Genomic DNA, 25603 nt, shown 5'->3' with positions numbered 1-25603 from the left:
TGAATTCACTTCACTCTTTTTTATCACAATTATCTACTTTCCACTTCAACTGAAACTACTCGATCAATCTCTTTCAGGGAACTATATAACTCTGTTGTATATAAATCTTCTGGAGCTAAAATAACCATCTCCAGTTGCTGAAATGCTCCACTATCTATATCTTTAATTTTCACGCGTTTCACATGCATGCCTAAATTTTTAATTTGCTTAAATATACCATCTAACTCATGATGCTCTTTAACAGTAATTTTTATAGATAAATCCTTTTGTCTTAATGAATACGGTCCTGCAATTTTCACAAGTTGCGGAAGTACATTAATCGCTAAAATAATTAAAACCATAGCAACTGTCGCTTGTAAATAAAATCCCGCACCAATTGCGATCCCTAAAGCTGAAGCAGCCCACACCATAGAAGCTGTTGTTAATCCAGAAATAACATCATTACTTCTTCGTAAAATGACACCTGCGCCAAGAAAACCAATTCCACTAACAATTTGAGCGGCCAGTCGCATCGGATCCATATTTGTATGTCCTGGAACAGAATATACATGCACAGATTCAATTGAAACCATCGTAATTAAACAACTTGCTACAGAAATAACCATACTTGTTTTCACACCAAGTGGTTTATTCTTTAGCTGCCTATCTATCCCGATGAATAATCCTAAAAAGAGTGCTAAACCTAATTTGAGTAAAAATTCATATGACATATTTCCATTCTCCTTACTTTACAATGTTTCCCTTAGAATAACTCACTATAACTCTTTTATGATATCAATTCCAGTCTTTTCTATTCATTTAACGTAAAAAACCGAAAAAACATTTATAACGATGTTTCTCCGGCTTTTTATTACACTTTAGATTCTTCTTTATTTCTGATCTTTAATCTTAATTTCTGCATCTTTGTAGAATGCTAATTTACTGTCATTATACTCTTTTGTAAATTTGTTAAACTGCTCTTTCGACTTTTGTGCTTCCACATTTAATTCATTAACAGTTTTAACTTTTTCACCGATTTCTTTTAATTTCGTTTCTTTTACTTTTAATTTTTCATACAGTTCTTTTTCAGTCGCTAACACTTTCGTGTAATTTTCATGCATCTTTTTGAATGCATCATAACGATTTTTATACGACTCTTCTACTGCTTTTGCTTGTTTTTGTAACTTCTTATCTTCAATCTTCTCTATATTACTTTGAACAGATTTCGTTTCCTTCTGTGCTTTTTCTAACATTTCTTTTTCACTTTTCAATACTTTTTCACGATCATCTACATTTGCAGTAGCTTGCTCTATTTTCTTCACAACTGCTTCATTATGATCTTTACCTTCTTGCAAAATTTGAGCATATAATTCTTGCCCTTGTTTCTCTAACTGCTCTAATTTTTTTGCTTCATCCACTAAAGATTTTTCTTGTGTTGCTGCTGTTTCAAAAGCTGTATATAAATTTTCTTCTGGTTTTTCACCGAAACAACCTGTTAAAAGTCCTACTGATAATGCTCCAACTACTGCTACTTTTCCATACTTCAACGTTCATTCCTCCATTACATACGGTTATCATGCCAGAAGTTCACTGGGAAGTGACTCTCTTCATGATAAGCTTCAAACTCATAACCCTTTTCTTTTAGCCCCTTTAAAATTGCTGGCACAGCAGCAACTGATTGCGGGTGAATATCATGCATTAAAATTACTTCCTGCGGTTTTGTTGCGTTTGTTAATACGTTTTGAGCAATTTGTGCTGCAGCTGCATCAACTGGCATTTTATTGTATTTCCAATCTAATGAATCAATTGTCCAATCCCATACTTTAAATCCGCCTTCTACCACTTTATTTCGAAGACCTTCATTCAATCCAGGCATCGAACCATATGGAGGACGTGTTAATTTAGGTGATTTCCCAATAATATTAGCGATTAAACCTTGATCTTCTTTCATCTCATTTACATACTCGCCATTTTTATATAACTTTGCGAAATTATGTGTCATACTATGCATGCCTACATAATGACCCTCAGCATTTTCACGTTTCACTAAATCAGGAAATTCTTTGACATTCGCTCCAATTAAAAAGAACGTCGCCTTCGCATCATGTTGTTTTAGCGTATTTAATAATTCAGCCGTATATTTCCCTGGCCCATCGTCAAATGTAAGATAAGCAACTTTTCTTTCTTTTCCATTAAAACGACTTGGTGCCGTTTTATTCATTTCAACTTTCGGCTGTTCACTTGCAAGCTGCACTACATTTTCTTGTTTCGCAACAGCTTTTGCTGGTGAAGTAATTGATTGAAACATGTAATACCCAATAGCTACTGCGGCAATCGCTATTAAAACGACTACTATTTGTTTAATTTTTAAAGCTTTTTCCATTCTATCGAATTCCTCTCCCTATTAATCTTATATATAAATCGCCCAATATAATTATACATCTATTTATTTTTATTTCACCATGTAAACAGATTTTTTTGTATTATAATGGGAGTTTTATCAAAAGTATTGTTCCATGTGTTTATACGACTAAACGTATCTCCATGAAGGTCCACCATTTTTTTTGACGATAGCTAAGCACCTATTGTTTGATTATTAATCTGGTAAAATAGCTGGTCAATATATGATACATGATCTTTCGCAATTACTATCTCTTCGTCTTTCACCTTAATCGCTTCATTGTGTATGAATATGTAATTGCATTTTGAACAGTCTTTCTTTAACCTGTTTCAATTTCCACCAATTCAATTGTTCTATAAATAGTGATAAATTGAATTTCCTTCCCTTCAACTTTAGGAGCTAATTTCCAAATAGTCCCCTCTAGTATATCGTATAATTACACCTTTTGTTTATATAAATTAAAATGATTTTAGTATAATTTTTCCGCAACAAAAAAACGTTATTAAAAAGTTGCTAATCCACTTCAAAAAAAAGATTGGCAAAAGCCAATCTTTTTTTATTATTCGTTTCGAACTGGTTTTGGCGTTACACCTAAATGATCATTTAATTTTTTTGAAATATCTTTTACATTTTTTTCATTTGGAATGTAATAATAAATACCACCGATACGTTTATCTGTACCTTCTATTTGCATTTTTTCCATTTCCAAATTAGATCCTGCCATATTTTTTGTAATGGCAAGCATATCGTCAAATGTTAAGTTCGTTTTCATGTTTTTATCAACCGCATCTAGTAAAGAGCCCATTTTGCTAATTGATTGAACAGACATTGCTTTTTTAGCAATTGCTTCTATTACAAGTTGCTGTCTCTGTCCACGCATTGCGTCACTATCAATTTTACGCGTTCTTGCAAGTGCAAGTGCTTGTTCTCCATTTAAATGTTGGTAACCTTTTTCTAAATGGATCATACCAGCTTGGTCTTTACTATCTTGTTCAGTGAAAGTAACTGGTACATCAATATCAATACCACCAATTGAATCGACAATTTGTACGAATGATTCAAAGTTAAACTTCACATAATAATCAACAGGGACATTTAAAAATCTTTCCACTGTATCGCGTGTGCTTTCTACGCCACCAAATACGTGAGCATGAGTAATTTTATCTAATTTTTTTCTAGTTGGAATATAAACACGTGAATCACGTGGAATACTTACTAGCTTAACAGACTTATCATCTTTATTAATTGTTGCTAATAAAAGTGCATCTGTTCGAACTGCTTCGCCATATTGGCTTTTTCTCATTTCACTTCCATCTACACCCATGATTAATATTGAAATATTATCCTTTAAAGGTTCAACTTCTTTATCACGCTTTGATGACTTTTCAATTTTCGCATACGCATCATTTACAACAGCTTTTGCTTTATTATATATAAACGAACCATATCCTACTCCTCCAAAAATAAGTAGGAAAAATGGAATTAATATGAACCATTTTATTGACTTTCTTTTAGAACGCTTTTTATTACTTCTAGTATTTTGTTCTAATTCAGAGCTCATACCCATTCGCCTCTCTTTCTCTTTACCAAGTATAATGTAAGTCTATTTATCTTCATATTGAATTTCCTTTCATTAACCTTACAATTTTGTAAGGTTACTACTTAAACCCAATATGTATTCCATTTCACATTATACTCTCGTACTTATTTTTGGCAAGTCACTATTTACCAATTTCAAAAATTTAACACTTCGCAACATGCAAATTTATAAATTCATTAACTCTTTCATTTTAAATTAGGATATCTTTTTCCAGATAAACGATATGAATAAAGAGTCCAGCTAATGATAAAACCTCTATGAATACAGTATATTTCACGTTATTATTTCTCAAGCGGCGTATACATGCTTTTCTTCCCCTGATTATCAATAAAAGCCGACTTTGCTTTTATTTTCGTTTTTTCTACTTCCATGTCTTCATTTGAGAAGTTCACAATGATTTTAATATTTTTTCCATAAGAAACAGATTGTACTAGCTTATCTTCTGACAAATACGCAAAATTCGTCATCTCTTCTTTTACTGCTTTTTCATGAACTTCATTCCAAACTTTTAGATGCTCTGTAATTTCTTTTTTATGTTTATTCCACTCTACTTCATCTAAATGGTACAACGGAGGAACATTATACAATAATTCAGACAGCATTCGATTTCCAACTTCACCTTTTACCTTTAAACTTCCCCATTCCCAATGGTGCGTTGTAATAACGGAATCATTGTATACTAATTTATATAATGGTACCGAATATACTGGGTTTAAATATACTTGTTTATATTCTTCTTTCAATGGTACTTGTTTTGCATATTTTTCGGGAACATTTTGATTTGGTGACCAATATCCACCGACATAATACGGACTTGTTTTATTTTTCCGCATATCTTCATCGTCCCATTTAATAACAGGTGTTTCAATTCCGTGTGCAAATGCAATCGTACTACTAGCAAAATCATTTCCACCTTCAGAACCAACGACCATACCCTTTTCTTGCGCAATGTAGTCCATTCGTTTTAAACGTGCTTTTAAATCTTGTTCTTGTGTCGTTATATGTTTCGCTGAATAGTCATCGTAAATTTCACCTGTCGCATCACAATCAATAAACCATGAATTATATTTAGGACCATTTTGTAATATATCATTCATGCGTTCCTTTACACTAGGCAGTGATAAAGTCGGGTTTAACTTGCGACCTCTGCCTAAAAAGCCTTGCACCTTTTCTCCGTTTTTCTTCGTTACAGTAGCCTCATCATATAGTGATGGGTCATTAAAGGATGCTGTGTTCCAATTTTTATCACTTTTTTCGTGAATGGAATGATATGAATCATACGGACCAACTAAATACCCCATTTCCTTAGCTTTTGTCACGAAATTAGGTTGCATAAATCCTTGTTCCCAGTTCGGCAGACCAATCCACGCATTTTCTATTCCTACCTCTTTCATTTCCTTTAGTATGTCCGTTCCATCTGCATTACCCCATTTACTTACCTCTTCAACCGCATCACCAAGTAGCGACTTTAATAAATGCTTATTTAAGCTATACAATTCTGTGTTCGTTAAGTGACCTACACCTTTCTTTAATAGCACACTAGCTTCCTGATCAACGTTTTGAAAAATATCCTCTTTATAAAATTCCTTCATGGATAATACTTCGTTTGTATAACGTAAAATAACATTTTTTTGATACTTATCAATGAAATCTTGTTTACTTACTTGATCTAATACATTCAGTTCCCCAGGCTCTGAACTATTCTTTTGAATAAGTTCTTTTAAATGACTAAACAGCGAGCTATTTATTTGTTCCCTTAGTTTTGGCCAATTTATATTACTTTCTGATAAACCATTTTGATTCCAAAAATAAAAATGCGCCGCTCCATATAACTTTTCGATTTCTTTATTTTTTCTAGCCTTTTCTTGTAATGTTTTAAATTCACCTTTTCGAACAATATCATCCTTATACAGTTTAGCAATGCTTACCGCATCATTATTTGTCACATATAATTGAAATCCATATGTTTTATTTTTATTTATGCTCGGAAATTCATGTGTAAAATCAAATCCTATTTTCGGATCCGAATGAAATTTCAATTCATTATTAAACATATTGTTTGCAATATATACAATTGAATATTTCGAACCATTTAATGCGAAAAACTTCATAGAAAATGATTCAGCAAATGAATATGCATCATCCTTTAAAAACTTCTTCCAATTCTCATCATTGCTCGGAATTTGCTTACCCTCCCATAACGGAAGTGTATAATTTTCAGCTTCTACTTTCGGCCATGTAAAGCTTTCTGCACCAGTCGATTCCACTTCAATGTTTAAGTGGTCTTTTTTCTTTTCTAATTTTATTTTCACTTTTTGATCTGGATATTCCCACGATGTACGATCCTTTTCTTTTTTTACATTCGATACCTTCATTTTCGGTAGGGGTTGTGATGCCTGTTCCTTTACCCCCTCATGTTCTACAGTTAATGTGAATGTTTCTGGATTTACATCATAAGTAAAATCTTTATACGTCGATTTCTTTATTTTAGACTCTTGTACAGCATTACTACCTTTTACGTCACAACCGACTAAAGTCGAAAATGGCATAGTTGTTAGAAGACATATCGCTATCATTTTTTTCATCCTCTGCACCTCCACCAATGAATATACAGGTGGTTTGTTACAGGAATGTGGCAAAAAATAATAGAGCTAGCATTTTGCTAGCTCTATTTGGAGTATTAAAAGTTGATATGAACAACTATAATTTGCTTAGAAGATATGTAATACAGTAACTGCATTTTTTCTCAACAATTATGAAACTAAACAAATCAAAATTTTAACAAGCATTCTTTAACTGAAAAAATAAGTGTATACAATGTATCCTAAAAGTAGTACTAAAATGATTATCCCTGTAGCTTTCCAATTCATACCGCCTGCTATATCAACTGGACTACCTGTTTCCGCTCTATTGAGTCCGTCATGTAAAGAACCCGTAGGATTACTTTTTAATTCACTTTGTCTCATACGCTCTCTTTTTTCTTCTGGTGACTCTTTATTCATTTAATCACCTCCAAAATGAATACACTCTTTACTTACATTATTCAAAATCAACATTTGTTTTATATTTTTTTCCGAAAAAACCTAATTTAAAATAGGTTTGCAACGTAAAGAAAGCTAGCCATGCCAGCTTTCTTTACGATCCAATATGCTCTTCCTTATTTACAATAATACCTTTATGGTCGATTTCAAGCTCACATACTTTCATATCTGTAAATACTCTCGCTAATTGCTCAGCGATTTCTTGACGTTTCTCATATGGCGTTAATATAAAAATAGATGGTCCCGCACCGCTAAGTGCTGTGCCGTACGCACCAAATTCTTTTGCGCATTTACGAATAGATGGTAATAACGGTACGAGTTCTAAACGATATGGCTCGTGAAAATGGTCTCTCTCCATCATTTCACCTACAACTTCCCACCGCTTTTGACATAATGCAGCTACTAATACGTTACTTATCGCACTAGCTTTAACTGCCTCATGAAACGGAAACATCTTTGGTAATACAGAGCGACTTTCATCTGTATTTAATTCTTCATTCGGAATAAGAGAAATTACCCCTAATTCCTTGCTCTCAATTCTTACGACGGAAATATCCTTTCCATCAAGTGCTCCGATTACAGTTCCACCTAATATAGAAGCAGCAACATTATCAGGATGTCCTTCAAAATTTGTAGCAATTTGAACTTTTTGATCAGCAGTTAAGTTCAAATTGCCTAGTTGATTCGCAAGCTCTATCCCAGCTACAATCGCTGATGCACTACTTCCTAGCCCTCTTGTTAATGGGATATTACTAGTAACTTCTATTATATGGGGTGATATAGAAGGACATACTTTACATGCCGTGCTAACGATTAAATTTTTATCGTCTGTCGGAATTGATTCTTCAAAGGAATGGATTACTTGCCATTTATCAGCTTTTTCTTTAACCACCACATCTAAATACAATGACAAAGCTATTCCAACTGAATCAAATCCAGGACCAACATTCGCCGTACTAGCAGGGACACGAACACTTAATGGTATCACGACATAATCACCCCTTTAATATGATCTTTAATTTGTTCTATATCATTTGACACACTTGCGATGTCTAGTTGATTTGAAGAAATAGCGATATCAGGATCCTTCAAACCATTTCCAGTTAATACTGCAACAACTGTTTCTCCCTTTTTGATTTTTCCAGATTTAACATGTTTAATTACGCCGGCTAATGAAGCATTTGATCCTGGTTCAGCGAAAACTCCTTCAGTTTTTGCCAATAACCTATACGCATGTAAAATTTCTTCATCTGATACCATATCTATTTCACCACAAGACTGCTCGGCAGCCTCTACTGCATACGACCAACTTGCTGGGTTACCAATGCGAATTGCTGTTGCAATTGTTTCAGGCTCTTCAATTACATGCCCTTTTACAATTGCCGCTGCTCCTTCTGCTTCAAAGCCATGAATTCTTGGCTTCTTATAACCTTTTTCTTTCTCATATTCACAGAAGCCTTTCCAATATGCTGTAATATTCCCTGCGTTCCCAACAGGGATAGCTAGAACATCTGGTGCATTTTGCAATTGGTCACAAATTTCAAATGCTGCTGTTTTTTGTCCTTCAATTCGATAAGGATTCACTGAATTTACTAATGTAATCGGCTCTTCTGCAGCAATATTTCTTACAGCCTTAAGTGCATCATCGAAATTCCCTTCTATTGAAATAATTTCAGCTCCATAAGCGACCGCTTGCGCTAATTTTCCATGCGCAATCTTTCCTTCAGGGATTACGATTATACATTTCATCCCAAGACGTGCCGCATATGCTGCAGCTGATGCTGATGTATTACCTGTTGATGCACAAATGATTGCTTCTGAACCTTCTTCTTTCGCCTTAGCAACTGCCATCACCATACCACGATCTTTAAAAGAACCTGTCGGATTCGCTCCTTCGTACTTACCATATAGCTGAATCCCTAATTGCTTTGATATATTTAATAACGGAATAAGAGGTGTGTTTCCTTCCATTAAACTGACATCAGGTGTGTTTTCATTCACCGGTAAATAAGAAGCATATTGTTTTAATAGTCCTTTATACATATTGTTTTTCCTCCTCAATAATGTAGTAACTGTTTATTTCACTTGCGACAGCTTCTATCGCTCCTAAAACTCGTTCGAATTGATACTTGGAAGTTCGATGTGTCACAACAACAACTTCTGCCAGTTCACGGTTTAAAGGTAATTGAATAACTTCTTTTAAACTTACAGAGTAATTAACGAAACATTCTGTTATTTTTTGTAACATCCCAGGCTCATCTCGTAATGAAATACGCAAGAAATATTTCGAAACTACTTCTTCATCACCTTGTAATTCATAAGGAACTGGTTCTTTTAACGCACTTTTATTTTTCGGCACTTGATTCATATTTTTAACGATGGAAATAATATCACTTACTACAGCAGAACCAGTTGGCAACTTTCCAGCTCCAGGTCCGTAAAACATTACTTCTCCTACCGCTTGACCGTGAACATATACTGCATTAAATTCATTATTTACATTCGATAATGGATGACGACTTGGTAAAAGTGTCGGTTCTACACTTAAATGAATGGCTGATCCTTGTTTTTCTGCTTTCCCAATTAACTTCATAGTAAATCCTAACTTTTCAGCCATTTGTAAATCTTCTTTTTCAACCTTTCGAATCCCTCTTACTTGCACATCATCTAATGAAACATTCATCGAAAAACCTAAGTTTGCAAGAATTGCTACCTTTCGCGCCGCATCTAGTCCATCTACATCTGCTGTCGGATCCGATTCTGCAAAACCTAATTTTTGCGCTTCCTGTAAAGCCTCTTCATAAGACCACCCATTTTGACTCATTTTTGTTAACATATAATTTGTTGTACCATTTACAATTCCCATTATTTTTTCAATTTGATCTGATGCTAGCCCGTCAGTTAGTCCTCTTAACACTGGAATACCGCCTGCTACGCTCGCTTCATAACATAAATCACAATCATTATCGTTTGCCAGTTGAAGAAGCTCTGCACCATATACAGCCATTAAATCTTTATTTGCTGTTACGACATGTTTTTTATTTTCTAAAGCCTTAACAATATGCTGTTTTGCTTCTTCAATTCCGCCCATTACCTCTACTACAATATCAATATTTGAATCATTTAGAACTTCATCTGCATGACTTGTGACTGCAATTCCGTCAATACAAACATCGCGTTCTTTTTCCAAATCACGTACAACGACTGTTTTCACTTTCACTTCGTATCCTGTATCAAGAGCGATTTTTTTATAATGTTCTTTCAAAATATGAACAACACCACTTCCGACCGTGCCTAAACCTAATACCCCAACATTTATAACGTTATTCATCTTCTAATCTCCTCCTAAAAGTTTAATTGTTACACCTATAAATCACCTTACTCTGCTTTTTTGTCATGCAGGTGGTGGTTATTTCCGTACTTATAAATAGTTTCATGTTACCGCACCTCCCTTCAAAGTAATAAAAAAACACACCCATCCCTAGGAAAGGGACGAATGTGTTTTCGTGGTTCCACCCTTGTTCCAATCTAGACGTATTTCTCCCTAGATTGCTCAAGTTCAGATAACGGCTGATACCGTCAATAATTACTAGATTACTCGTTCACTATTGAAGTTCAAAGGTGGTAAAATCATTTCTCGTGTTAGGAAGCTCACACCCTTGGCTTCCCTCTCTGTAAACCGTAAAAATGATTTCTTGTCCTTATCGTTACTTTTTCGTTCATGTTTATTTGTTAACTCATTATACTCGCATAAAAAACAAAATCAACACTATTTTTTAATTATTTTAAATTTTCAATCTCTAAAACCGTAAAAAAACACACTCATCCCTAGGAAAGGGACGAATGTGTTTTCGTGGTTCCACCCTTGTTCCAACCTAGACGTATTTCTTCCTAGATTGCTCAAGTTCAGATAACGGCTGATACCGTCAATAATTACTAGATTACTCGTTCACTATTGAAGTTCAAAGGTGGTAAAACCATTTCTCGTGTTAGGAAGCTCACACCCTAGACTTCCCTCTCTGTAAACCGTAAAAATGATTTCTTGTCCTTATCGTTACTTTTTCGTTCATGTCTATTTGTTAACTTATTATAGTTATCAACTTTTTAAAAAGCAAGCCTATTTTTACTAACTATTTTCAAGAATTTTTTTTATAATATTTTACAATAGCATTATGCAACCGCCACTCAATTTACCTATTTTGTTATTTCTCCATTTTATAAATCAACGGTTCATATATAAATTCCCCATTCTAAAACCCGTACATATCCGCTCTACAAAACTATATTAATAAAATTTCTAATACAATCTTTTTGTATAACTTTCTTCTAAAGAACGTGCAACATCTTCTTCTGAAGTATTCACTTTCGCATGCTCCAGCAACATTTTTGCTGCTGAAGGTAACTCTTTTTTATTTAACCAAGATTCTGGATCCCACATCTTAGAACGAATAAAAGCTTTTGCACAATGAATATAACACTCTTCTATTTCAACAACAATTCCAAGCAACGGATTGCGTCCATTCGCCTGCATTTCTTTCAAAATTTCTTCGTCGTTTATAATATACGCTCGGCCATTTATTCTGAGTGTCTCCCCAAGACCTGGAATAAAAAAGATTAGTCCTACACGTGGATTTGAAATAATATTCAAAATGGAGTCTATACGACGATTTCCTGGTCTTTCTGGAATGATAATTTTATTATTATTGAGTACGTATACAAATCCAGGTGCGTCTCCTCGCGGCGAGGCGTCACACTCCCCTAACTTATTTGCAGTAGATAATACTAGAAAAGGAGATTTAGAAAGGAAATCTACACAATGGTGGTCTAATGATGAAATAACTTTTTTCAATGCTCGCTCACTTGGTTGCCCCAATATTTTCCGTAACTCTTCCTCTGTTGAAATAATCGATTTTATTTCCGTACGCTCTATCCCCACTTATAACCACTCCTTTTTCTTTATTTTCCCAAAATTCAATACAAATATTGTATAATAAAATTTGAGGAAAGGGGAATTAAAATGACAGAGTGGTTAACAATATTTGATCCTGAAAGAAATACACTTGGGAAGAAATTACGTGATGAAGTGCATCGTGACGGCGATTGGCACGAAACATTTCATTGCTGGTTTGTAGAAAAAGATAATGAAGATATGTTTTTATATTTCCAATTACGCTCTAAAAATAAAAAAGAAGCTCCATGTATATGGGATATTACTTCAGCTGGACATATTATGCATGATGAAGATGTACAAATTGGTGGTCTTCGTGAAATTGAGGAAGAATTAGGGCTTTCCTTTCAAACTAATGATTTAACATACAAGGGAATCTTTAAAATAGATTATGAAATTTCAAATCTTACTGATCGCGAGTTTTGTCATATGTATTTTCACAACGTCATCAATCCACTTCCATTCGCACCAGGTGAAGAAGTAGACGATGTGATGAAAGTACATGCAACTTCTTTTCTACAACTATTAAAAGGAGAGATTTCATCTTTAACGACTATTTCAGTCTTAAACAATACACCGATTACGATAACATTTGAAGATATTTATCCGTATGATCTTGCATACTATGAATTTGTTATAGAGCAAGGAAAAGAATTATTAAAAAATAATAGTTAATAAATAAAATAGGACTCCTAGCAAAATATTGCGTAGAGTCCTATTTTTTTATTATTGTTCAAGTATTTTTAATCTACTCTCTACTTGTATAAATAAACGAATGATTAATAACAGCATAACCACTATAATCGCTATTATTGTATGTGGATATCTAAACAGTATACTAATAACACTTCCAATTAACATCATGATAAATCCGTTTTGCTTCATCACTTCTGCACTATACCTGTTACCCGCATCCCATAATTCCTTATTTTTCATAGATCGTTTCGTACGATAACCATATGCCGCATTAATATCGGTCGGTGGATTTTTTTGAAGAATAATTGCCGCAAGTATAAAAATAATACCAATCAATATGCTTATTCCTATGTTTACTAGTGCATCAATCAATTATATCCCCCCCTAACTTACACTTTCATTATACGACACAACCCTTATTTTTCCAATTTATAACACGTTCACTTTCTTTCTTTCGATGTCTGGAACATACTTGGAAGTGTTACAAAACGTGCCCCTTTCGTTTTTAACTGCGGAATAATTTTGTCTAGTGCATCAACAGATCCTTGTAAATGCCCACCTGGAGTAGAATGCTGCAGTATGACACTACCTGGAAATGAATTCCCTAACACATTATTTGTAATCGTATCGGCACTTACACCTTTCCAATCAACTGTATCAACACTCCACTGTACAATCATAAAATTTTGCTCAGTTGCCCAATTCAATTGATTTTCAAGTATTTCACCATACGGTGGACGTATAAATTTAGGAGCATAGCCGGCTAAACGTTTTAATATTTCTTCCGTTTTTATAATTTGATTACGGTACTCAGCGTCATTTACTTTCGCTAAATTCGGATGACTGTACGTATGATTACCAATTACATGCCCTTCATTTGCAATACGCTTTACTACATTCGGAAATTTTTCTGCGTTTTCACCAAGTAAGAAAAAAGTAGCTTTTACATTATGTTGTTTTAACTTATCTAATATTTTTGGCGTGAATTCTGAATCTGGTCCATCATCAAATGTAAGAGCTACTTCCGCTTTATTATACGGTCCTGAAAATGCGTACGCATATTTTTCAACCCATGTAAATGGTGTCCACGATCCACGATCATCTGCTTTCATTTGTACTTCATAGCTTTGAGGGATATATGCGTATGGCAATGCGCTTATATAGTCTCCATAATAAAATGAGTTATATGGCATATAAGCATACGAAACATCTCGTTCTAGTCCCCATTGATATGGAGCAAACATTTCTGGCGAATAAAAATAATACATGATAAAAAACCTCCCTAAATTTTCATATGTGATTCATCTGCACTTTGTTAGAGAAATTGTTATTCATAAACAAAAATAAGACTGTCCTTAATTAGGACAGTCTTACTGCTTACTATTATTAATAAATCGATGTACTATCTTTTGGCAAAGCTTTCACATATTTTAAATAGTTCGTCACTTTATCATCATCATCTTGCGGATATTGATATTCATATTTGTTAGCGATTTCGTTCGCCACTTCCCTAAATAAATCACCCATGACAAAGAAAGACTCCCATATGTTTTCATATTCTGCATTAGAAAATGTTCTTTTAAATTGCACCCACATATCTTTTTCAATATATTGCTCGAAATGCTTTCCAAACTTCCCTGCATTAACTGTAAAATCTGTTTTCATACCAATATACCATTCTAGCATTACGATGAACATATCTCGCACTGGTCCCTCAAGCATTCCTTTTGCATAAGAAAGCTCTTCTCTCCATAGCCCTTTTGCCACATTCGTACTACACCACCAAAATTCATTACAACAATCCAAAAACTCTTTTTCTGTAGGCTTTTTTATTAAGTAATCTTTATCGCTTGCTGGCGGGAATCCTTCCATACAATTATCTTTATCGAGAAGTAATTTACTTAAACTATCTTGTCCAACGAACTTTTTTATTAACTCAACTGGAACTAGCGTTAAATCAATCCGATTCCCATCCATGAACTGCATTAAATACGGAAACTTCCCATCTTCATCTGGTTGAACTAACGACATTTCTTCTGGCATTTGTACTATCATTATTTCTCCAAATCTATGAACCCAATTATGATTAGACGTAAAAGATTGTATATCATTTACAACATACATAATATCATAGTCTTGAAAACAATCTCTTTTCACATTTGGATTTACACGCGATCCATTCATGATAACTGCTCGAATTCTTCCATCCTCTTTTGCTGTATTAATAATTAAGTCTAGCATTTCTTTTTCAGTTCTCATCTACTTATAGCCTCCAATTTTTTGATATATAATATAGTGTTATGTATGTCGGAGGCCCACGAGCTAATCTCGTTATACAAGATACATGTTATAATTTTTCAAACATCTTTTTCATTCTATCTATCTCCTCACCTCATTCTTTTACGATTGCCATTACAAATCCATCGTATCCCTTACTTCCGACAGTTTGAAGCGCTGTAGCACTAACACGTGGCTCAGCAGCTATTAATTCATAGAAACGACGTATCCCTTGTACACGAGGATCGGTACTAGTATTGTCAATAACTTCTCCTTCACGTACTACGTTATCCCCAATAATTACAGTACCCGGTCGTGATAGTTTTAGTGCCCATTCAAAATAAGCAGGGTTATTTTGTTTATCAGCATCTATAAAAATAAAATCAAACGGTTCATACTTCTCGTTTTCTATTTGTTGTAAAGAATCTAACGCTAATCCTGTTCGTATTTCAATTTTATCAGTCAAATTAGCACGCTCAATATTGCTACGTGCAATTTCAGCATGTTTTTCACTTGCTTCCAATGTAACAACTCGGCCTCCAGATGGCAATGCTCTAGCAAGCCATATCGTGCTATACCCGCCTAGCGTGCCAATTTCTAAAACATTACGAGCCCCTTGAATTTGTACTAACAGTTGTAAAAACTTCCCTTGCGTTGGTGATACATCATGTGCTGGCAAATTAGCTGCAGAATTAGTTTGAAGAACCCCTTCTAATGTAGAATCTTTCGGTATTAATACATCACTCATATATTGATCAACAGCCGTCCATTTCTCAATTCCACTCATGCAAATACCACCCCTTTCAATTTTCCAATACTTTCTACCATTCACTTTTGATTATACCGAAAATTCTGTCTCGAATACAAAAAATAAAGAAGGGACATCTACCCCTTACAGAATAGATATCCCTTCTTTTAAAGTTAAATTTACTTCCTATGGATTAGTAGACCAAAGCCCAGCAGATTTAATGAATGTACGTTTATTTAATTTCAGCTGCGCTACGATAAATTCTGCAATATCTTCTGCTTGCATTACTTTATCAGGGTTTCCATCAGTTAATCCTAAATCAACAGCCATATCAGTTGCTACTGTACTTGGAGTTAAAGCTGTTACACGAATGTTATGTTTGCGAACTTCCATCGCTAACGATTCTGTTAGGCCAAGGACACCAAATTTAGAAGCACTATATGCACTTGTTACAGGTGCACCTTTTTGCCCTGCTGTAGATGAAATGTTAATGATATCACCAGATTGTTGTTCAATCATGCTTGGTAAAGCTGCACGAGTTGCATAATATACACCCATTAAGTTTACTTGAATGATTTTTTCCCAATCAGCAACGTCTAGTTCTAAAAACTTACCGAATTTAGAAATACCAGCGTTATTAATTAAAATATCGATAGATCCTAAACCATTTTTTAACGTTTCAATCGCAGTAGTCACTTCTTCGTATGAAGAAACATCAGCAGTTGCAATAACAGCTTTTACACCTTCTGCTTCTACTTCTTTCGCTACAGCTTTTAAGTTTTCTTCTGAACGAGCTAATAGTCCTACATTTACGCCTTCTTTCGCTAATGCGATTGCGACAGCGCGACCAATCCCTCTACCTGCTCCTGTAATTAAAGCATTTTTGCCTTGTAATAATTCTGCCAAGTATAACACTCCTTAATCATCTCAGTTATGTATTATATTAAAATTGTATCTATGTTTATGTAAAAAGGCAATGATGCACTTTCATGTGCGTAGGTTACTTGTAGGTAACTATAGAAAGTTTTTATTTATAAGTTTCATTTTTTTACCATTATTCATGTAAAATAAAAACAAATCCAGCATAGGGGAGTGTATGAGTATGAAAAGCGAAGGAAAAGCTTTTCAATATAATTGCAGTAACGGTAAATGCATTTTTAAAGAGAAATAGTGTTAGAAGGTTCTCCTTCTAACACTATTTCTCTTCATGATTCGGCATACGCACAATAAATTCAGTACCTTTTCCTTCCTCACTCTCCACTTTTATCTCTCCTTGATGAAGGTCGAGTACTTTCTTTACAATAGCTAAACCTAAGCCACTTCCTCCATAGGCACGATTTCGTGAAGAATCCGCTTTATAAAAACGCTCAAAAATATGTTGTTTCTGTTCTTCTGATATACCGATTCCCGAATCACGGATGCGCACTTCCACTACTGTTTCATGTTCCTTTAACTGAATAGTAATCGTGCCACCGCTTGGAGTAAATTTAATACTATTATGAATTAAATTAATCCACACTTGACTCATACTTTCTTGGTCAGCAATAACATGTACTTTTTCTAAATCTAGTTCTAACTCGATTTCTTTTTTAGCCCAGAGCGGTTCACTATTTAACACAATTTGCTTTAACTGCTGATCTAATCGATAACTCACTCTTTCTGGTATATACTCTTCTGATTCTAAAAGAGTTAGCTTCAATAAGTTTTGACTTAGTTTAGATAATCTCGTTGTTTCAGTTTCAATAATGGTAAGATAATGTTTTCTTTTTTCCTCAGAAAGATTATCGTCTTGTAGTGCTCTAGCAAACCCTTTTATAGAAGTTAATGGTGACTGTATTTCATGAGAAACATTCGATACAAATTCTTGTCTCATTTTCTCCATCGTATTCAGTTCATCTGTCATATCATTTATACTTTTTACGAGCACACCAATTTCTCCATCATACTTTTCTTCATTTCGTATTTTTACGGAGAAGTCTCCTTTTGCAATTTTTTGTATCGGTTCAATAATAGTCCAAATCATTGCCTCTCGTTTTGGCCTCATTAATATTCCAATTAATGTCCAAATAAGAATAATAAATACAAAACCGACCATATCACTAATTAGAAAGGCAACAAATGGCGATACGTTTACGTCAAAAGCATTCAATATACTAGTTGCTACATAAAATGCGATAGACCAAATGATAGTAAGAAAAGAAAAGAGCGCTAATACCGCTCCAAATACTTTCAGCATCTTCAACTTACTCATTCGTTTTCTTTTTCTCATTTACTTACCTCTAAGCGATACCCTAATCCTCTTATTGTTTTAATACTAAATTTCGACTGCTCTTCTTGAAACTTCTCACGTAACCGATTAATATGAACGTCTAGTGTACGTTCATTCCCTTCAAAATCATATCCCCATATTTCCTCAATTAATTGCTCTCTCGAACAAGTTCTTCCCGATTTAGACCCTAAAGTAAAGAGCAACTCAAATTCTTTTAACGGTAACGTAACCGTTTGTTCTCCAGATGTAACTTCGAATGTTTTACGATTTAATAATACATTTCCAACTTGAATCGATTGTGAAACTGTAATTTGGTAACGTTTCAATAATGCCTTTACTCTCACTACTAGTTCTATAGGGTCAAATGGCTTTACAAGATAATCATCTGTTCCAAGGTGAAATCCTTTTACTTTTTGTGATGTTTCCCCTTTGGCAGTTAGCATCAGAACCGGGATATCATAGTATTTTCTTAATTCAAAACATACATCAAATCCATCCATATTTGGCATCATGATATCAAGAATAACCATATCGACTTTTACGTCATCCATTTTCCGAAGTGCATCTACTCCATCAATTGCCTCATATGTTTGAAAACCTTCTCGTTCTAAAAATACAGAAACGAGTTCCCTAATGTGTGGATCGTCGTCTACTATTAAAATTTTAGGTATCAAAGGAACCATTTCCTTTCTACTTAGCATCTAATATATTTTTTTAAAATGCACCCTCTTTAATTTTCAATTGTTGCGTTGCAAACTCACGATACATATCATGCGTCTGTAATAATTCATCATGCGTACCACTACCTGTAAGATTCCCTTTTTCAATAAAGATAATTTTATCTGCATCTACAACAGTAGAAAGTCTATGCGCAATCACTAACGTTGTTCTGCCTTTCATTAAGTTATTTAACGCTTTTTGAACGACAGACTCAGATTTACTATCTAAGCTTGAAGTTGCCTCATCGAGCATAAGAATTTGCGGATTTCGAAGTAACGCTCGGGCAATGGCAATTCGCTGTCTTTGTCCACCAGAAAGCTTCACACCGCGTTCTCCAACTTCTGTTGCATAACCGTTTGGTAAGTCATGAATAAATGCATCAACATATGCCATTGCTGCTACTTTTTCAATTTCTTCATCCGTTACTTCACCTTCAACGCCGTAACAAATATTATCACGAATCGTTCCATCGATTAACGGACTATCTTGTGATACGTAACCGATTTGACGTCGCCATGACTGTAATGAATAACTCGTAATTGATTCTTTTCCTAATTTAATGGCACCACTAGTTGGCTCATAAAAACGTTCCAGTAATGAGAATAACGTTGTTTTCCCACTACCACTTGGTCCTACAATCGCTGTCACTTTTCCAGATTCAATTGTGAAATTAATATTTTTCAAAACTTGCTCTTCTTCGTTATACTCAAAATGTACATTTTCAAGAACGATCGGTTGCTTAGCATTTGTCACTTTCACACCAGTTTCATGATCTTCTACTTTATATTCTATAATCGTACTAATTCTTTCCGTTGCACCAATTGCCTTTTGGAATTGTGTAAAGAACATAGATAATTGACTCATCGGCATTACAATTTGAACTAAATACAAAATAAACGCTACAAGTTCACCAGTTGTTAATGCACCGCTAGAAACTCTCATCCCGCCATATCCTACGATAATAACAAGTAGTGCCATTAAAACAAACGACATAACTGGCGAAATTAATGCTTGCACTTTTCCTTCTTTCAAACCAAATTGTAATAACTTTTGTATGCCTGTATTACCCGTTTCATATTCTCTTTTTTCTGTATTTGAAGATTTCACTAAACGAATTTCTGATAACACTTGCGTTAACACACTTGTAAAAGATGCCGTTTCATCTTGAAGCGCTTTTGAAATCTTATACATTTTTCGTCCAAGTGGAACTAAAATTAATACAGACAACGGAATAACCGTTAAAAGTAACGCAGTCATTTTCCAATCTAACACAAATAATACAATTAACGATCCAACAATTGAAATACCACCTGTTAATAAGTTTGACAAATGCTCAGAAATTAACGTTTTCACAACACCTGTATCATTCGTCATACGGCTAATGGTATCACCTGTTCTATTTTGATCGTAATAAGATACCGGCAAGATAAGTACCTTTTTCCACAAACGTTCTCTTAGTCCCGCTACAATCTTCTGCCCAATATAATTTAGTAAATATATAGACAACCCTGCCGCAATAGTTTGCATTACAAAGAAAGCAACTAACCCAACAATTTCTCCTGCACTAATTGAAGAAAGCGAAAAATTATCTACTAATCCTTTTGTTAGCATAGGAATAAATAAACTCGCTCCCGTAGAAAGCAAACTCATTAATAACGCAAAAATTAAAATTCCTTTCGGAGGATTTGTATCTTGAATAAGGCGTAAAAACTGCCTCCAGCTCCCTTTTTTCTTCATTTCATTTCTAACTTCCATTCCTGTTCATCTCCTCATGTTAAACCAAACTATTCTTTCTAAAATTAGAATACGATACAAATGTAAACTGAATGTAAACACACTTTTTCTATTTTTACAAAATATACATAAAAACTCATCTTTACAACAGATATAAATATCTGATATTATTACCTGGTACTTAATATTATTCTATGTAAATTATAGATAAATAATTTAAAACACGATATAAATCTCCAGTTAGTGAAAGGAGTATCCTTTTTGCAAACAAATATACATTCTGAAAAGGAAACAATTATTTTTATTCATGGATTAGTTGGCAATCGTCGTGCCTTCAAAAAGGAGCAAAAACGATTTTCTGCCTCCTACAACATTATAACTTATGACTTATTAGGTCACGGTGATGATAAAGGAGAAGCAATCGACTTTTCATTACAGCGTCTCGTAGATCAATTATTAAACTTATATGAACAAGAAGGTATTAAAAAAGCTCATATTTGTGCGCTAAGTTACGGCTGTTACATCTCTACAATTTTTGCACAAATACATCCAGAAAAAGTATTAAGTATTTGTCATATTGGAGGACATTACAATAACCCTTCTCGCTTATATAGCGTATTCCAAAATTTTTGGGAGAAGCGAGGGGATGAATACTCTAAATGGCTCTCTCAATACGCAAATACTATTTTTCCAAGTGGTATACTAAAAGCAAATCCGTTTGCAGTCATTTCAAGAAATATTTACTACCGTTTCGGATTACAATTACATTCATCCATTATTGCCCAGTCATTACGGCATCGGTTAGAATTCGATTTAAAGTCTAAATTAAAATCACTTCCTCACCCTATACTATGGGTAATGGGAGAGCATGATCATCTCTATAAATCTTGTCTATTTGATTTGAAATCTATTTTACCTAACGTTCTATATAAGGAAATACCTTTAGCAGGACATGCAGCGAACTTATTTCGTCCTAACTATTTCCATGACTTATATGATCGATTTTTAAATGGAAATTTAAAATAAAAACTATTAAACTTCCAATTTATACAACTATAAAAAGGCTTCCCAAGTTTCCTTGGAAAGCCTTTTCTCTATACGAAAAGTATATAAAACTACTTTTTCTTAGTATGCTTTTGTGTAACCTAATAGGTGCTTGCTCCAGTAAGAGTTACTTACAGAACTAATACGTACACCAGTTGCATCTGTTTCTGCACTAATGAACTGACCGTTTCCTAAGTAAACACCCATGTGAGAAGGACCTGATTTATAAGTATTTTGGAAGTATACTAAATCACCTGGTTGTGGATTGCTAGTTTTTGTTTTAGAGCTCCAGTATCCAGCAACTGTTTGACGAGCGCCTTTATGACCAGTTTGATTTAATACGTAGTGAATGAATCCACTGCAGTCAAAACCAGCAGGTGTTGTACCAGTAGTTCTGTATGGTGAACCATTTAAAGATCTAGCGAATCCAGCGATTGAAGATGTATCTCCACCTGTTGTTGGTTTTTGTACGTCTTTACCTGGTTGTTGAACGTTATTTGTAACGTTATTGTTATTGTTATTTGTAACGTTGTTTACTCCGCCTTTTACAAACTTAACGAAGTCTGCACTTACGTAACCCGTGCGGCCGTTATGGTTAATTTTGTACCAGCCATTTTCAGCGCCAGTAACGTTTAGTACTTTACCATTTGTTACTCCACCGATTACAGCGTTGTATGTAGCTGGGCCTGTACGTACTTTTAAAGCACCAGTGTTAACAACATATGAACCACCAGTTTGAACTGTTGTAGTATTGTTGTTTGTAGTTGGTTGTTGTGTTTGGTTAGATACAGCAGAACCACCTTTTGTTACGAAGTCTTTGCTTACGTATCCAGTTCCACCATTGAAGTTGATTTTAAACCAATCTTGTACTTCACCTACAACTTGTACTGTTTTACCTTTGTTTACAGAACCTAATACTGTATGAGATGTACTTGGGCCTGTACGTACGTTAAGTGAAGAAACGTTTACTGTGTAAGTACCTGTTCCTTGTTGAACAGTCGTTCCTGTTTTGCCACCAGTCGTTACGAAGTCACCACTTACATAACCTGTTTGACCATTTACGTTTACTTTGAACCAACCGTTTTCTTGTCCAACTACTTGTAGCACTTGACCTGATTTCACTTTAGAAATAACGTTATGTCCTGTACCAGCACCTGAACGAACATTTAATACATCAGCAGTTACTGTGTATTTTAATTCAGAAGTTGTTTCTACAGTTTTTGTTTCAGTTACAGTCGTTTGAGTTTGAGTTTGTCCATTAATTTCTTTTAGCGCTTCATTTGAAACTTGTGCATGAGCAGAATCCATTCCTGGAACTGCAACGCCAGCTACAGAAGCTGCTGCTAAACCTGCAATTACTTTTTTCATAAGTTGTCTTTACTTCCTTTCCCTACTATCCTCTTAAAAAAAACTTAAAACTTTAATACTTTACAATATTATCAAAGTAAAATATTCATCCAGTTCCATTTTTTAGCAAGAGTTTTATTTTTCACACAGAGTTCATTTTAAATGAACAAAGTGAAATCCGTGTGAACTTCATGTGAACTTTATCATTAATTATAGTGTTTTTGCAATGATTTTTTCAAATTTCTTATATATCGCATGAAAATTCGACATTTCATTTAATATCTCAATATAAAACATCGCTTTTCTATCTTCTATAAAAAATTCTATTAACCTAATACAAACCACATTATGTATTTCCTTATAAAGCTCCTTACATGAAGTATACTTTCATCATGACAAAAATCACTCTATTTATCAATAGTATAATATTTTTAGAAAACTAAATTTCTATACTATCTTCAATTTTGAAATAATTTGACGAATTGTAAGATTTATTTCATAAAAACCATTTCTCCTTTAAAGAAAACACACATCATACCAACTGTTCTATTTTTCTAACCATGGAATTTATAGGATATTCATAGTATTATATACACATCTAAATAAATTGAAATTTTAGCGAACTGATATTTTTTCATTCCCTTATAAAGTAAAACTTTAACCAATAGGGCTTTTATCCATCCCCAATGATTATTAGAGCCCTCACCACTCGGACTTCCCATTCATGTCGAGTTTTATTGAAATAAAAAGAGGAGGCATATTTGTGAGAAATATAATAGATGATCCAATACAAAAAAATATAGAGCTATACTATGCTTTTATTCAATTCGTTTCAATGATAACATTACAAAAAGTATCAGCTATTGAAATACGTAAAAATGAATTAAAAAATCAGATGAAAAATGCTGGACAAAAAAACCCTTATTACGTATAAAAAAGGTGAACAGGTTATATTCCTGTTCACCTTTTATCAAATTATTTTATTTATAAATTTTCACACGGTTTTCTAACGGTTGGAATTCTTTTTCACCAGCATGTACTACCGGTTTACCAAATGGCATTTGCGCAGTGAGCTTCCAATTTGCTGGAACATCCCACTCTTTTCTCACTTCTTCATCAATTAGCGGATTGTAATGCTGCAACGTAGCACCAAACCCTTCAATTTCTAAAGCTGTCCAAATTGCAAATTGTAACATTCCTGATGATTGCTGAGACCAAGTTGGGAAATTATCTTTATATAATGCAAAGTTTGCTTGAAGGCCTTCCACAACTTCACTGTCTTCAAAATATAAAACCGTTCCATAACCACTTTTAAATGCATTCATTTTTTCTTCAGTAGGTGCAAAGTTATTTTCAGGTACAATTTTTCTTAATGTTTCTTTCGTAATATCCCATAATTTATCATGTTGTTCTCCTAATAAAACAACAACGCGAGCACTTTGAGAATTAAAAGCTGAAGGTGTATGTTTTACAGCATGATAAATCACTTCTTGAATTTTTTCATCAGAAACTACTTGCTCTTTACTAATTGCATAAATAGATCTTCTGTCTTCAATTGCTGAGTAAAAATCTTTTGCCATCATAATTCCCTCCAATTTTCAATTGAGGCTATTTCATATGTATATGTCATATTACGCCCCTCAAACTTATTATTAATAAGCTTATAACTTTATAATATCACAGCAACAAATAAACTCAAATGATAACACTTGTATTTAGAATCTTTTTCCTTTTTAAAGTTAAAATAAAAAGACCGTTTGTTGTTATCTAAAATTAGTAACAACAAACAGTCTTACTTATGTAGCGATCTAGATTCGTATTTTACTTAATTAACTAATCCAAATGCATACGACATTAACTTATTTGTCTCTGTAAAACGTTTTGTTTTACTTGATGTCCCCATGACCACTGTAATAAATCGATTATCACCTTGCTTTGCAGTCCCCGTAAAACAGTATCCTGCGCTATCTGTAAATCCAGTCTTTAGTCCGTCCATTCCTTCTATATATAAACTTTTATTATTTTTATTTAACATGTCGTTTGTGCTTATAACATTAATATTATTAAATGCTAGCTGACTTTGACGTAAGTGAGTCACTTCTAATATTTCCGGATAATCTTTTATAAGATGATACGCCAATTGTGCTACATCACCAGCCGTCATTTTTGTTTCACTTCCATCTGGCTCTTGTAATCCAGAAGCATTTGCAAATTTAGCATGTTCCGACATTTTTAACTGTTTCGCTTTTGCATCCATAAGCTGAACGAAATCTTTCTCCGATTTTGCCATATGTTCTGCTAAAGCCACAGCTGAATTATTAGCTGACTCAATCATTAATGCATGATATAAATCTTTAACAGTTAATGTGTCATTAACTTGTACTGGGATTCTCGCTCCCTCTGTTTGTGCCGCCTTCGCACTCATTTTAACTGGATCTTCCCAGCGAACTTTCCCGTTATGTATACTCTCTAGTAGGAGATACGCTGTCATCATCTTAGACATACTAGCCGGTGCAAAAGCTTCATTTTCATTATATTGATAAATAATATCTCCATCACTCGCATCGATAATCATAGCCGCTTTTGCGTTAATTTCTGGTGGGATGTACTTTGGCGGGACTACTTTTTCAGTAAATCCTGCTTTAGGTAGTTCTGCCACTTGCAAAGGTTGTCCTTCTACATTCGCTACGCTCTTTTGATTTCCTTGGAATAAGAACCAACATATCCCTAAAATAATGACTAATAGGACTGTCATCCTTCCCCATTTTAACCGATTCATTTCAAAACTCCTTTAGCAAA

At 34.1% G+C, this 25603-nt stretch carries 24 protein-coding genes, 1 pseudogene and 2 other annotated features; of the genes and pseudogenes, 4 read left to right on the top strand and 21 right to left on the bottom strand.

Annotated elements, in window-relative coordinates; translation table 11 throughout:
* Nucleotides 1–29: 29 nt before the first annotated feature.
* The 10 genes from ACUXVC_RS09735 to ACUXVC_RS09690 form a co-directional block, all read right to left on the bottom strand.
* Nucleotides 30–710, bottom strand: coding sequence for an MgtC/SapB family protein (locus ACUXVC_RS09735; protein ID WP_000119510.1), 681 nt, complete (start codon nucleotides 708–710; stop codon nucleotides 30–32).
* 159 nt (nucleotides 711–869) lie between these two features.
* Nucleotides 870–1526, bottom strand: a complete 657-nt coding sequence (locus tag ACUXVC_RS09730) for a YkyA family protein (protein ID WP_089170829.1) — start codon at nucleotides 1524–1526, stop codon at nucleotides 870–872.
* 14 nt (nucleotides 1527–1540) lie between these two features.
* A complete protein-coding gene (locus tag ACUXVC_RS09725) occupies nucleotides 1541–2362 on the bottom strand; it encodes a peptidoglycan-N-acetylglucosamine deacetylase (protein ID WP_000409482.1) in 822 nt (273 codons plus the stop codon).
* 577 nt (nucleotides 2363–2939) lie between these two features.
* Nucleotides 2940–3941 carry an LCP family protein gene (locus tag ACUXVC_RS09720; protein ID WP_002093954.1) on the bottom strand — a complete coding sequence of 334 codons (1002 nt, stop codon included), beginning with the start codon at nucleotides 3939–3941 and terminating at the stop codon, nucleotides 2940–2942.
* Nucleotides 3942–4261: 320 nt separating this feature from the next.
* Nucleotides 4262–6565 carry a glycoside hydrolase gene (locus ACUXVC_RS09715; RefSeq protein ID WP_098976649.1) on the bottom strand — a complete coding sequence of 768 codons (2304 nt, stop codon included), beginning with the start codon at nucleotides 6563–6565 and terminating at the stop codon, nucleotides 4262–4264.
* A 207-nt stretch (nucleotides 6566–6772) separates the two neighbouring features.
* A complete protein-coding gene (locus tag ACUXVC_RS09710; protein WP_088025281.1) occupies nucleotides 6773–6982 on the bottom strand; it encodes a DUF6366 family protein in 210 nt (69 codons plus the stop codon).
* A 133-nt stretch (nucleotides 6983–7115) separates the two neighbouring features.
* Nucleotides 7116–8009 (bottom strand): homoserine kinase, encoded by an 894-nt coding sequence (gene thrB / locus ACUXVC_RS09705; protein WP_000612682.1) that lies wholly within the window; start codon nucleotides 8007–8009, stop codon nucleotides 7116–7118.
* A complete protein-coding gene (thrC, locus tag ACUXVC_RS09700; protein ID WP_053564718.1) occupies nucleotides 8006–9064 on the bottom strand; it encodes a threonine synthase in 1059 nt (352 codons plus the stop codon). The genes thrB and thrC overlap by 4 nt, the downstream gene beginning before the upstream one ends.
* Nucleotides 9057–10352 carry a homoserine dehydrogenase gene (locus tag ACUXVC_RS09695; protein ID WP_001066894.1) on the bottom strand — a complete coding sequence of 432 codons (1296 nt, stop codon included), beginning with the start codon at nucleotides 10350–10352 and terminating at the stop codon, nucleotides 9057–9059. Before ACUXVC_RS09695 ends, thrC begins: the two co-directional genes overlap by 8 nt.
* Before the next feature lie 154 nt (nucleotides 10353–10506).
* Nucleotides 10507–10738: a binding site (T-box leader), on the bottom strand.
* Nucleotides 10739–10853: 115 nt separating this feature from the next.
* Nucleotides 10854–11085: a binding site (T-box leader), on the bottom strand.
* Nucleotides 11086–11318: 233 nt separating this feature from the next.
* Complete coding sequence (locus ACUXVC_RS09690) at nucleotides 11319–11957, bottom strand: pyridoxamine 5'-phosphate oxidase family protein (protein ID WP_053564719.1); 639 nt, start codon at nucleotides 11955–11957, stop codon at nucleotides 11319–11321.
* Nucleotides 11958–12038: 81 nt separating this feature from the next.
* Here ACUXVC_RS09690 and ACUXVC_RS09685 point away from each other — a divergent pair, with 81 nt between their 5' ends.
* On the top strand, nucleotides 12039–12644 hold the full coding sequence (locus tag ACUXVC_RS09685) for an NUDIX hydrolase (RefSeq protein WP_053564720.1): 606 nt from the start codon (nucleotides 12039–12041) through the stop codon (nucleotides 12642–12644).
* 51 nt (nucleotides 12645–12695) lie between these two features.
* On the opposite strand, the gene ACUXVC_RS09680 is transcribed toward ACUXVC_RS09685, so the two are convergent.
* The 5 genes from ACUXVC_RS09680 to ACUXVC_RS09660 all read right to left on the bottom strand — a co-directional run bounded on the left by ACUXVC_RS09680 (nucleotide 12696) and on the right by ACUXVC_RS09660 (nucleotide 16596).
* Entirely contained in the window at nucleotides 12696–13034 is a 339-nt protein-coding gene (locus ACUXVC_RS09680) for an SdpI family protein (protein ID WP_025118474.1), read from the bottom strand.
* Between the two features lie 71 nt (nucleotides 13035–13105).
* Entirely contained in the window at nucleotides 13106–13933 is an 828-nt protein-coding gene (locus ACUXVC_RS09675) for a peptidoglycan-N-acetylglucosamine deacetylase (protein ID WP_000291203.1), read from the bottom strand.
* A gap of 118 nt (nucleotides 13934–14051) precedes the next feature.
* The gene (locus ACUXVC_RS09670) at nucleotides 14052–14924 is read right to left on the bottom strand and encodes an aminoglycoside 6-adenylyltransferase (protein WP_098126075.1); all 873 of its coding nucleotides are present in this window, start codon (nucleotides 14922–14924) and stop codon (nucleotides 14052–14054) included.
* A gap of 133 nt (nucleotides 14925–15057) precedes the next feature.
* A complete protein-coding gene (locus ACUXVC_RS09665) occupies nucleotides 15058–15729 on the bottom strand; it encodes an O-methyltransferase (RefSeq protein WP_098126076.1) in 672 nt (223 codons plus the stop codon).
* 147 nt (nucleotides 15730–15876) lie between these two features.
* A complete protein-coding gene (locus ACUXVC_RS09660; RefSeq protein WP_000818985.1) occupies nucleotides 15877–16596 on the bottom strand; it encodes a 3-ketoacyl-ACP reductase in 720 nt (239 codons plus the stop codon).
* 196 nt (nucleotides 16597–16792) lie between these two features.
* Between ACUXVC_RS09660 and ACUXVC_RS09655 the strand changes: the two are divergent.
* Nucleotides 16793–16861, top strand: a pseudogene (locus ACUXVC_RS09655) (DUF3139 domain-containing protein); the annotation flags it as partial.
* Nucleotides 16862–16885: 24 nt separating this feature from the next.
* Here ACUXVC_RS09655 and hitS read toward each other — a convergent pair.
* Genes hitS through ACUXVC_RS09640 form a run of 3 tightly spaced genes read right to left on the bottom strand, consistent with a single transcriptional unit; the run spans nucleotide 16886 to nucleotide 20434 of the window.
* On the bottom strand, nucleotides 16886–17959 hold the full coding sequence (gene hitS / locus ACUXVC_RS09650; protein ID WP_141558596.1) for an envelope stress sensor histidine kinase HitS: 1074 nt from the start codon (nucleotides 17957–17959) through the stop codon (nucleotides 16886–16888).
* Nucleotides 17956–18633, bottom strand: a complete 678-nt coding sequence (gene hitR / locus ACUXVC_RS09645) for an envelope stress response regulator transcription factor HitR (RefSeq protein WP_000612415.1) — start codon at nucleotides 18631–18633, stop codon at nucleotides 17956–17958. The genes hitS and hitR overlap by 4 nt, the downstream gene beginning before the upstream one ends.
* A 40-nt stretch (nucleotides 18634–18673) precedes the next feature.
* Nucleotides 18674–20434, bottom strand: a complete 1761-nt coding sequence (locus tag ACUXVC_RS09640) for an ABC transporter ATP-binding protein (RefSeq protein WP_446026022.1) — start codon at nucleotides 20432–20434, stop codon at nucleotides 18674–18676.
* A gap of 240 nt (nucleotides 20435–20674) precedes the next feature.
* Here ACUXVC_RS09640 and ACUXVC_RS09635 point away from each other — a divergent pair, with 240 nt between their 5' ends.
* Complete coding sequence (locus ACUXVC_RS09635; protein WP_078993412.1) at nucleotides 20675–21439, top strand: alpha/beta fold hydrolase; 765 nt, start codon at nucleotides 20675–20677, stop codon at nucleotides 21437–21439.
* Nucleotides 21440–21538: 99 nt separating this feature from the next.
* On the opposite strand, the gene entFM is transcribed toward ACUXVC_RS09635, so the two are convergent.
* Nucleotides 21539–22825, bottom strand: a complete 1287-nt coding sequence (entFM, locus tag ACUXVC_RS09630) for an enterotoxin EntFM (protein WP_098360771.1) — start codon at nucleotides 22823–22825, stop codon at nucleotides 21539–21541.
* A 742-nt stretch (nucleotides 22826–23567) separates the two neighbouring features.
* Here entFM and ACUXVC_RS09625 point away from each other — a divergent pair.
* On the top strand, nucleotides 23568–23738 hold the full coding sequence (locus ACUXVC_RS09625; RefSeq protein ID WP_063547083.1) for a hypothetical protein: 171 nt from the start codon (nucleotides 23568–23570) through the stop codon (nucleotides 23736–23738).
* A 46-nt stretch (nucleotides 23739–23784) separates the two neighbouring features.
* Here ACUXVC_RS09625 and ACUXVC_RS09620 read toward each other — a convergent pair whose 3' ends face one another.
* Both ACUXVC_RS09620 and ACUXVC_RS09615 read right to left on the bottom strand, forming a co-directional pair.
* On the bottom strand, nucleotides 23785–24387 hold the full coding sequence (locus ACUXVC_RS09620; RefSeq protein WP_002093949.1) for a nitroreductase family protein: 603 nt from the start codon (nucleotides 24385–24387) through the stop codon (nucleotides 23785–23787).
* Nucleotides 24388–24629: 242 nt separating this feature from the next.
* A complete protein-coding gene (locus ACUXVC_RS09615) occupies nucleotides 24630–25583 on the bottom strand; it encodes a D-alanyl-D-alanine carboxypeptidase family protein (RefSeq protein ID WP_446026021.1) in 954 nt (317 codons plus the stop codon).
* Nucleotides 25584–25603: the final 20 nt, after the last annotated feature.

This window comes from Bacillus sp. N6 (assembly GCF_052805735.1).
This window is presented reverse-complemented; position numbering and strand designations above follow the sequence as displayed.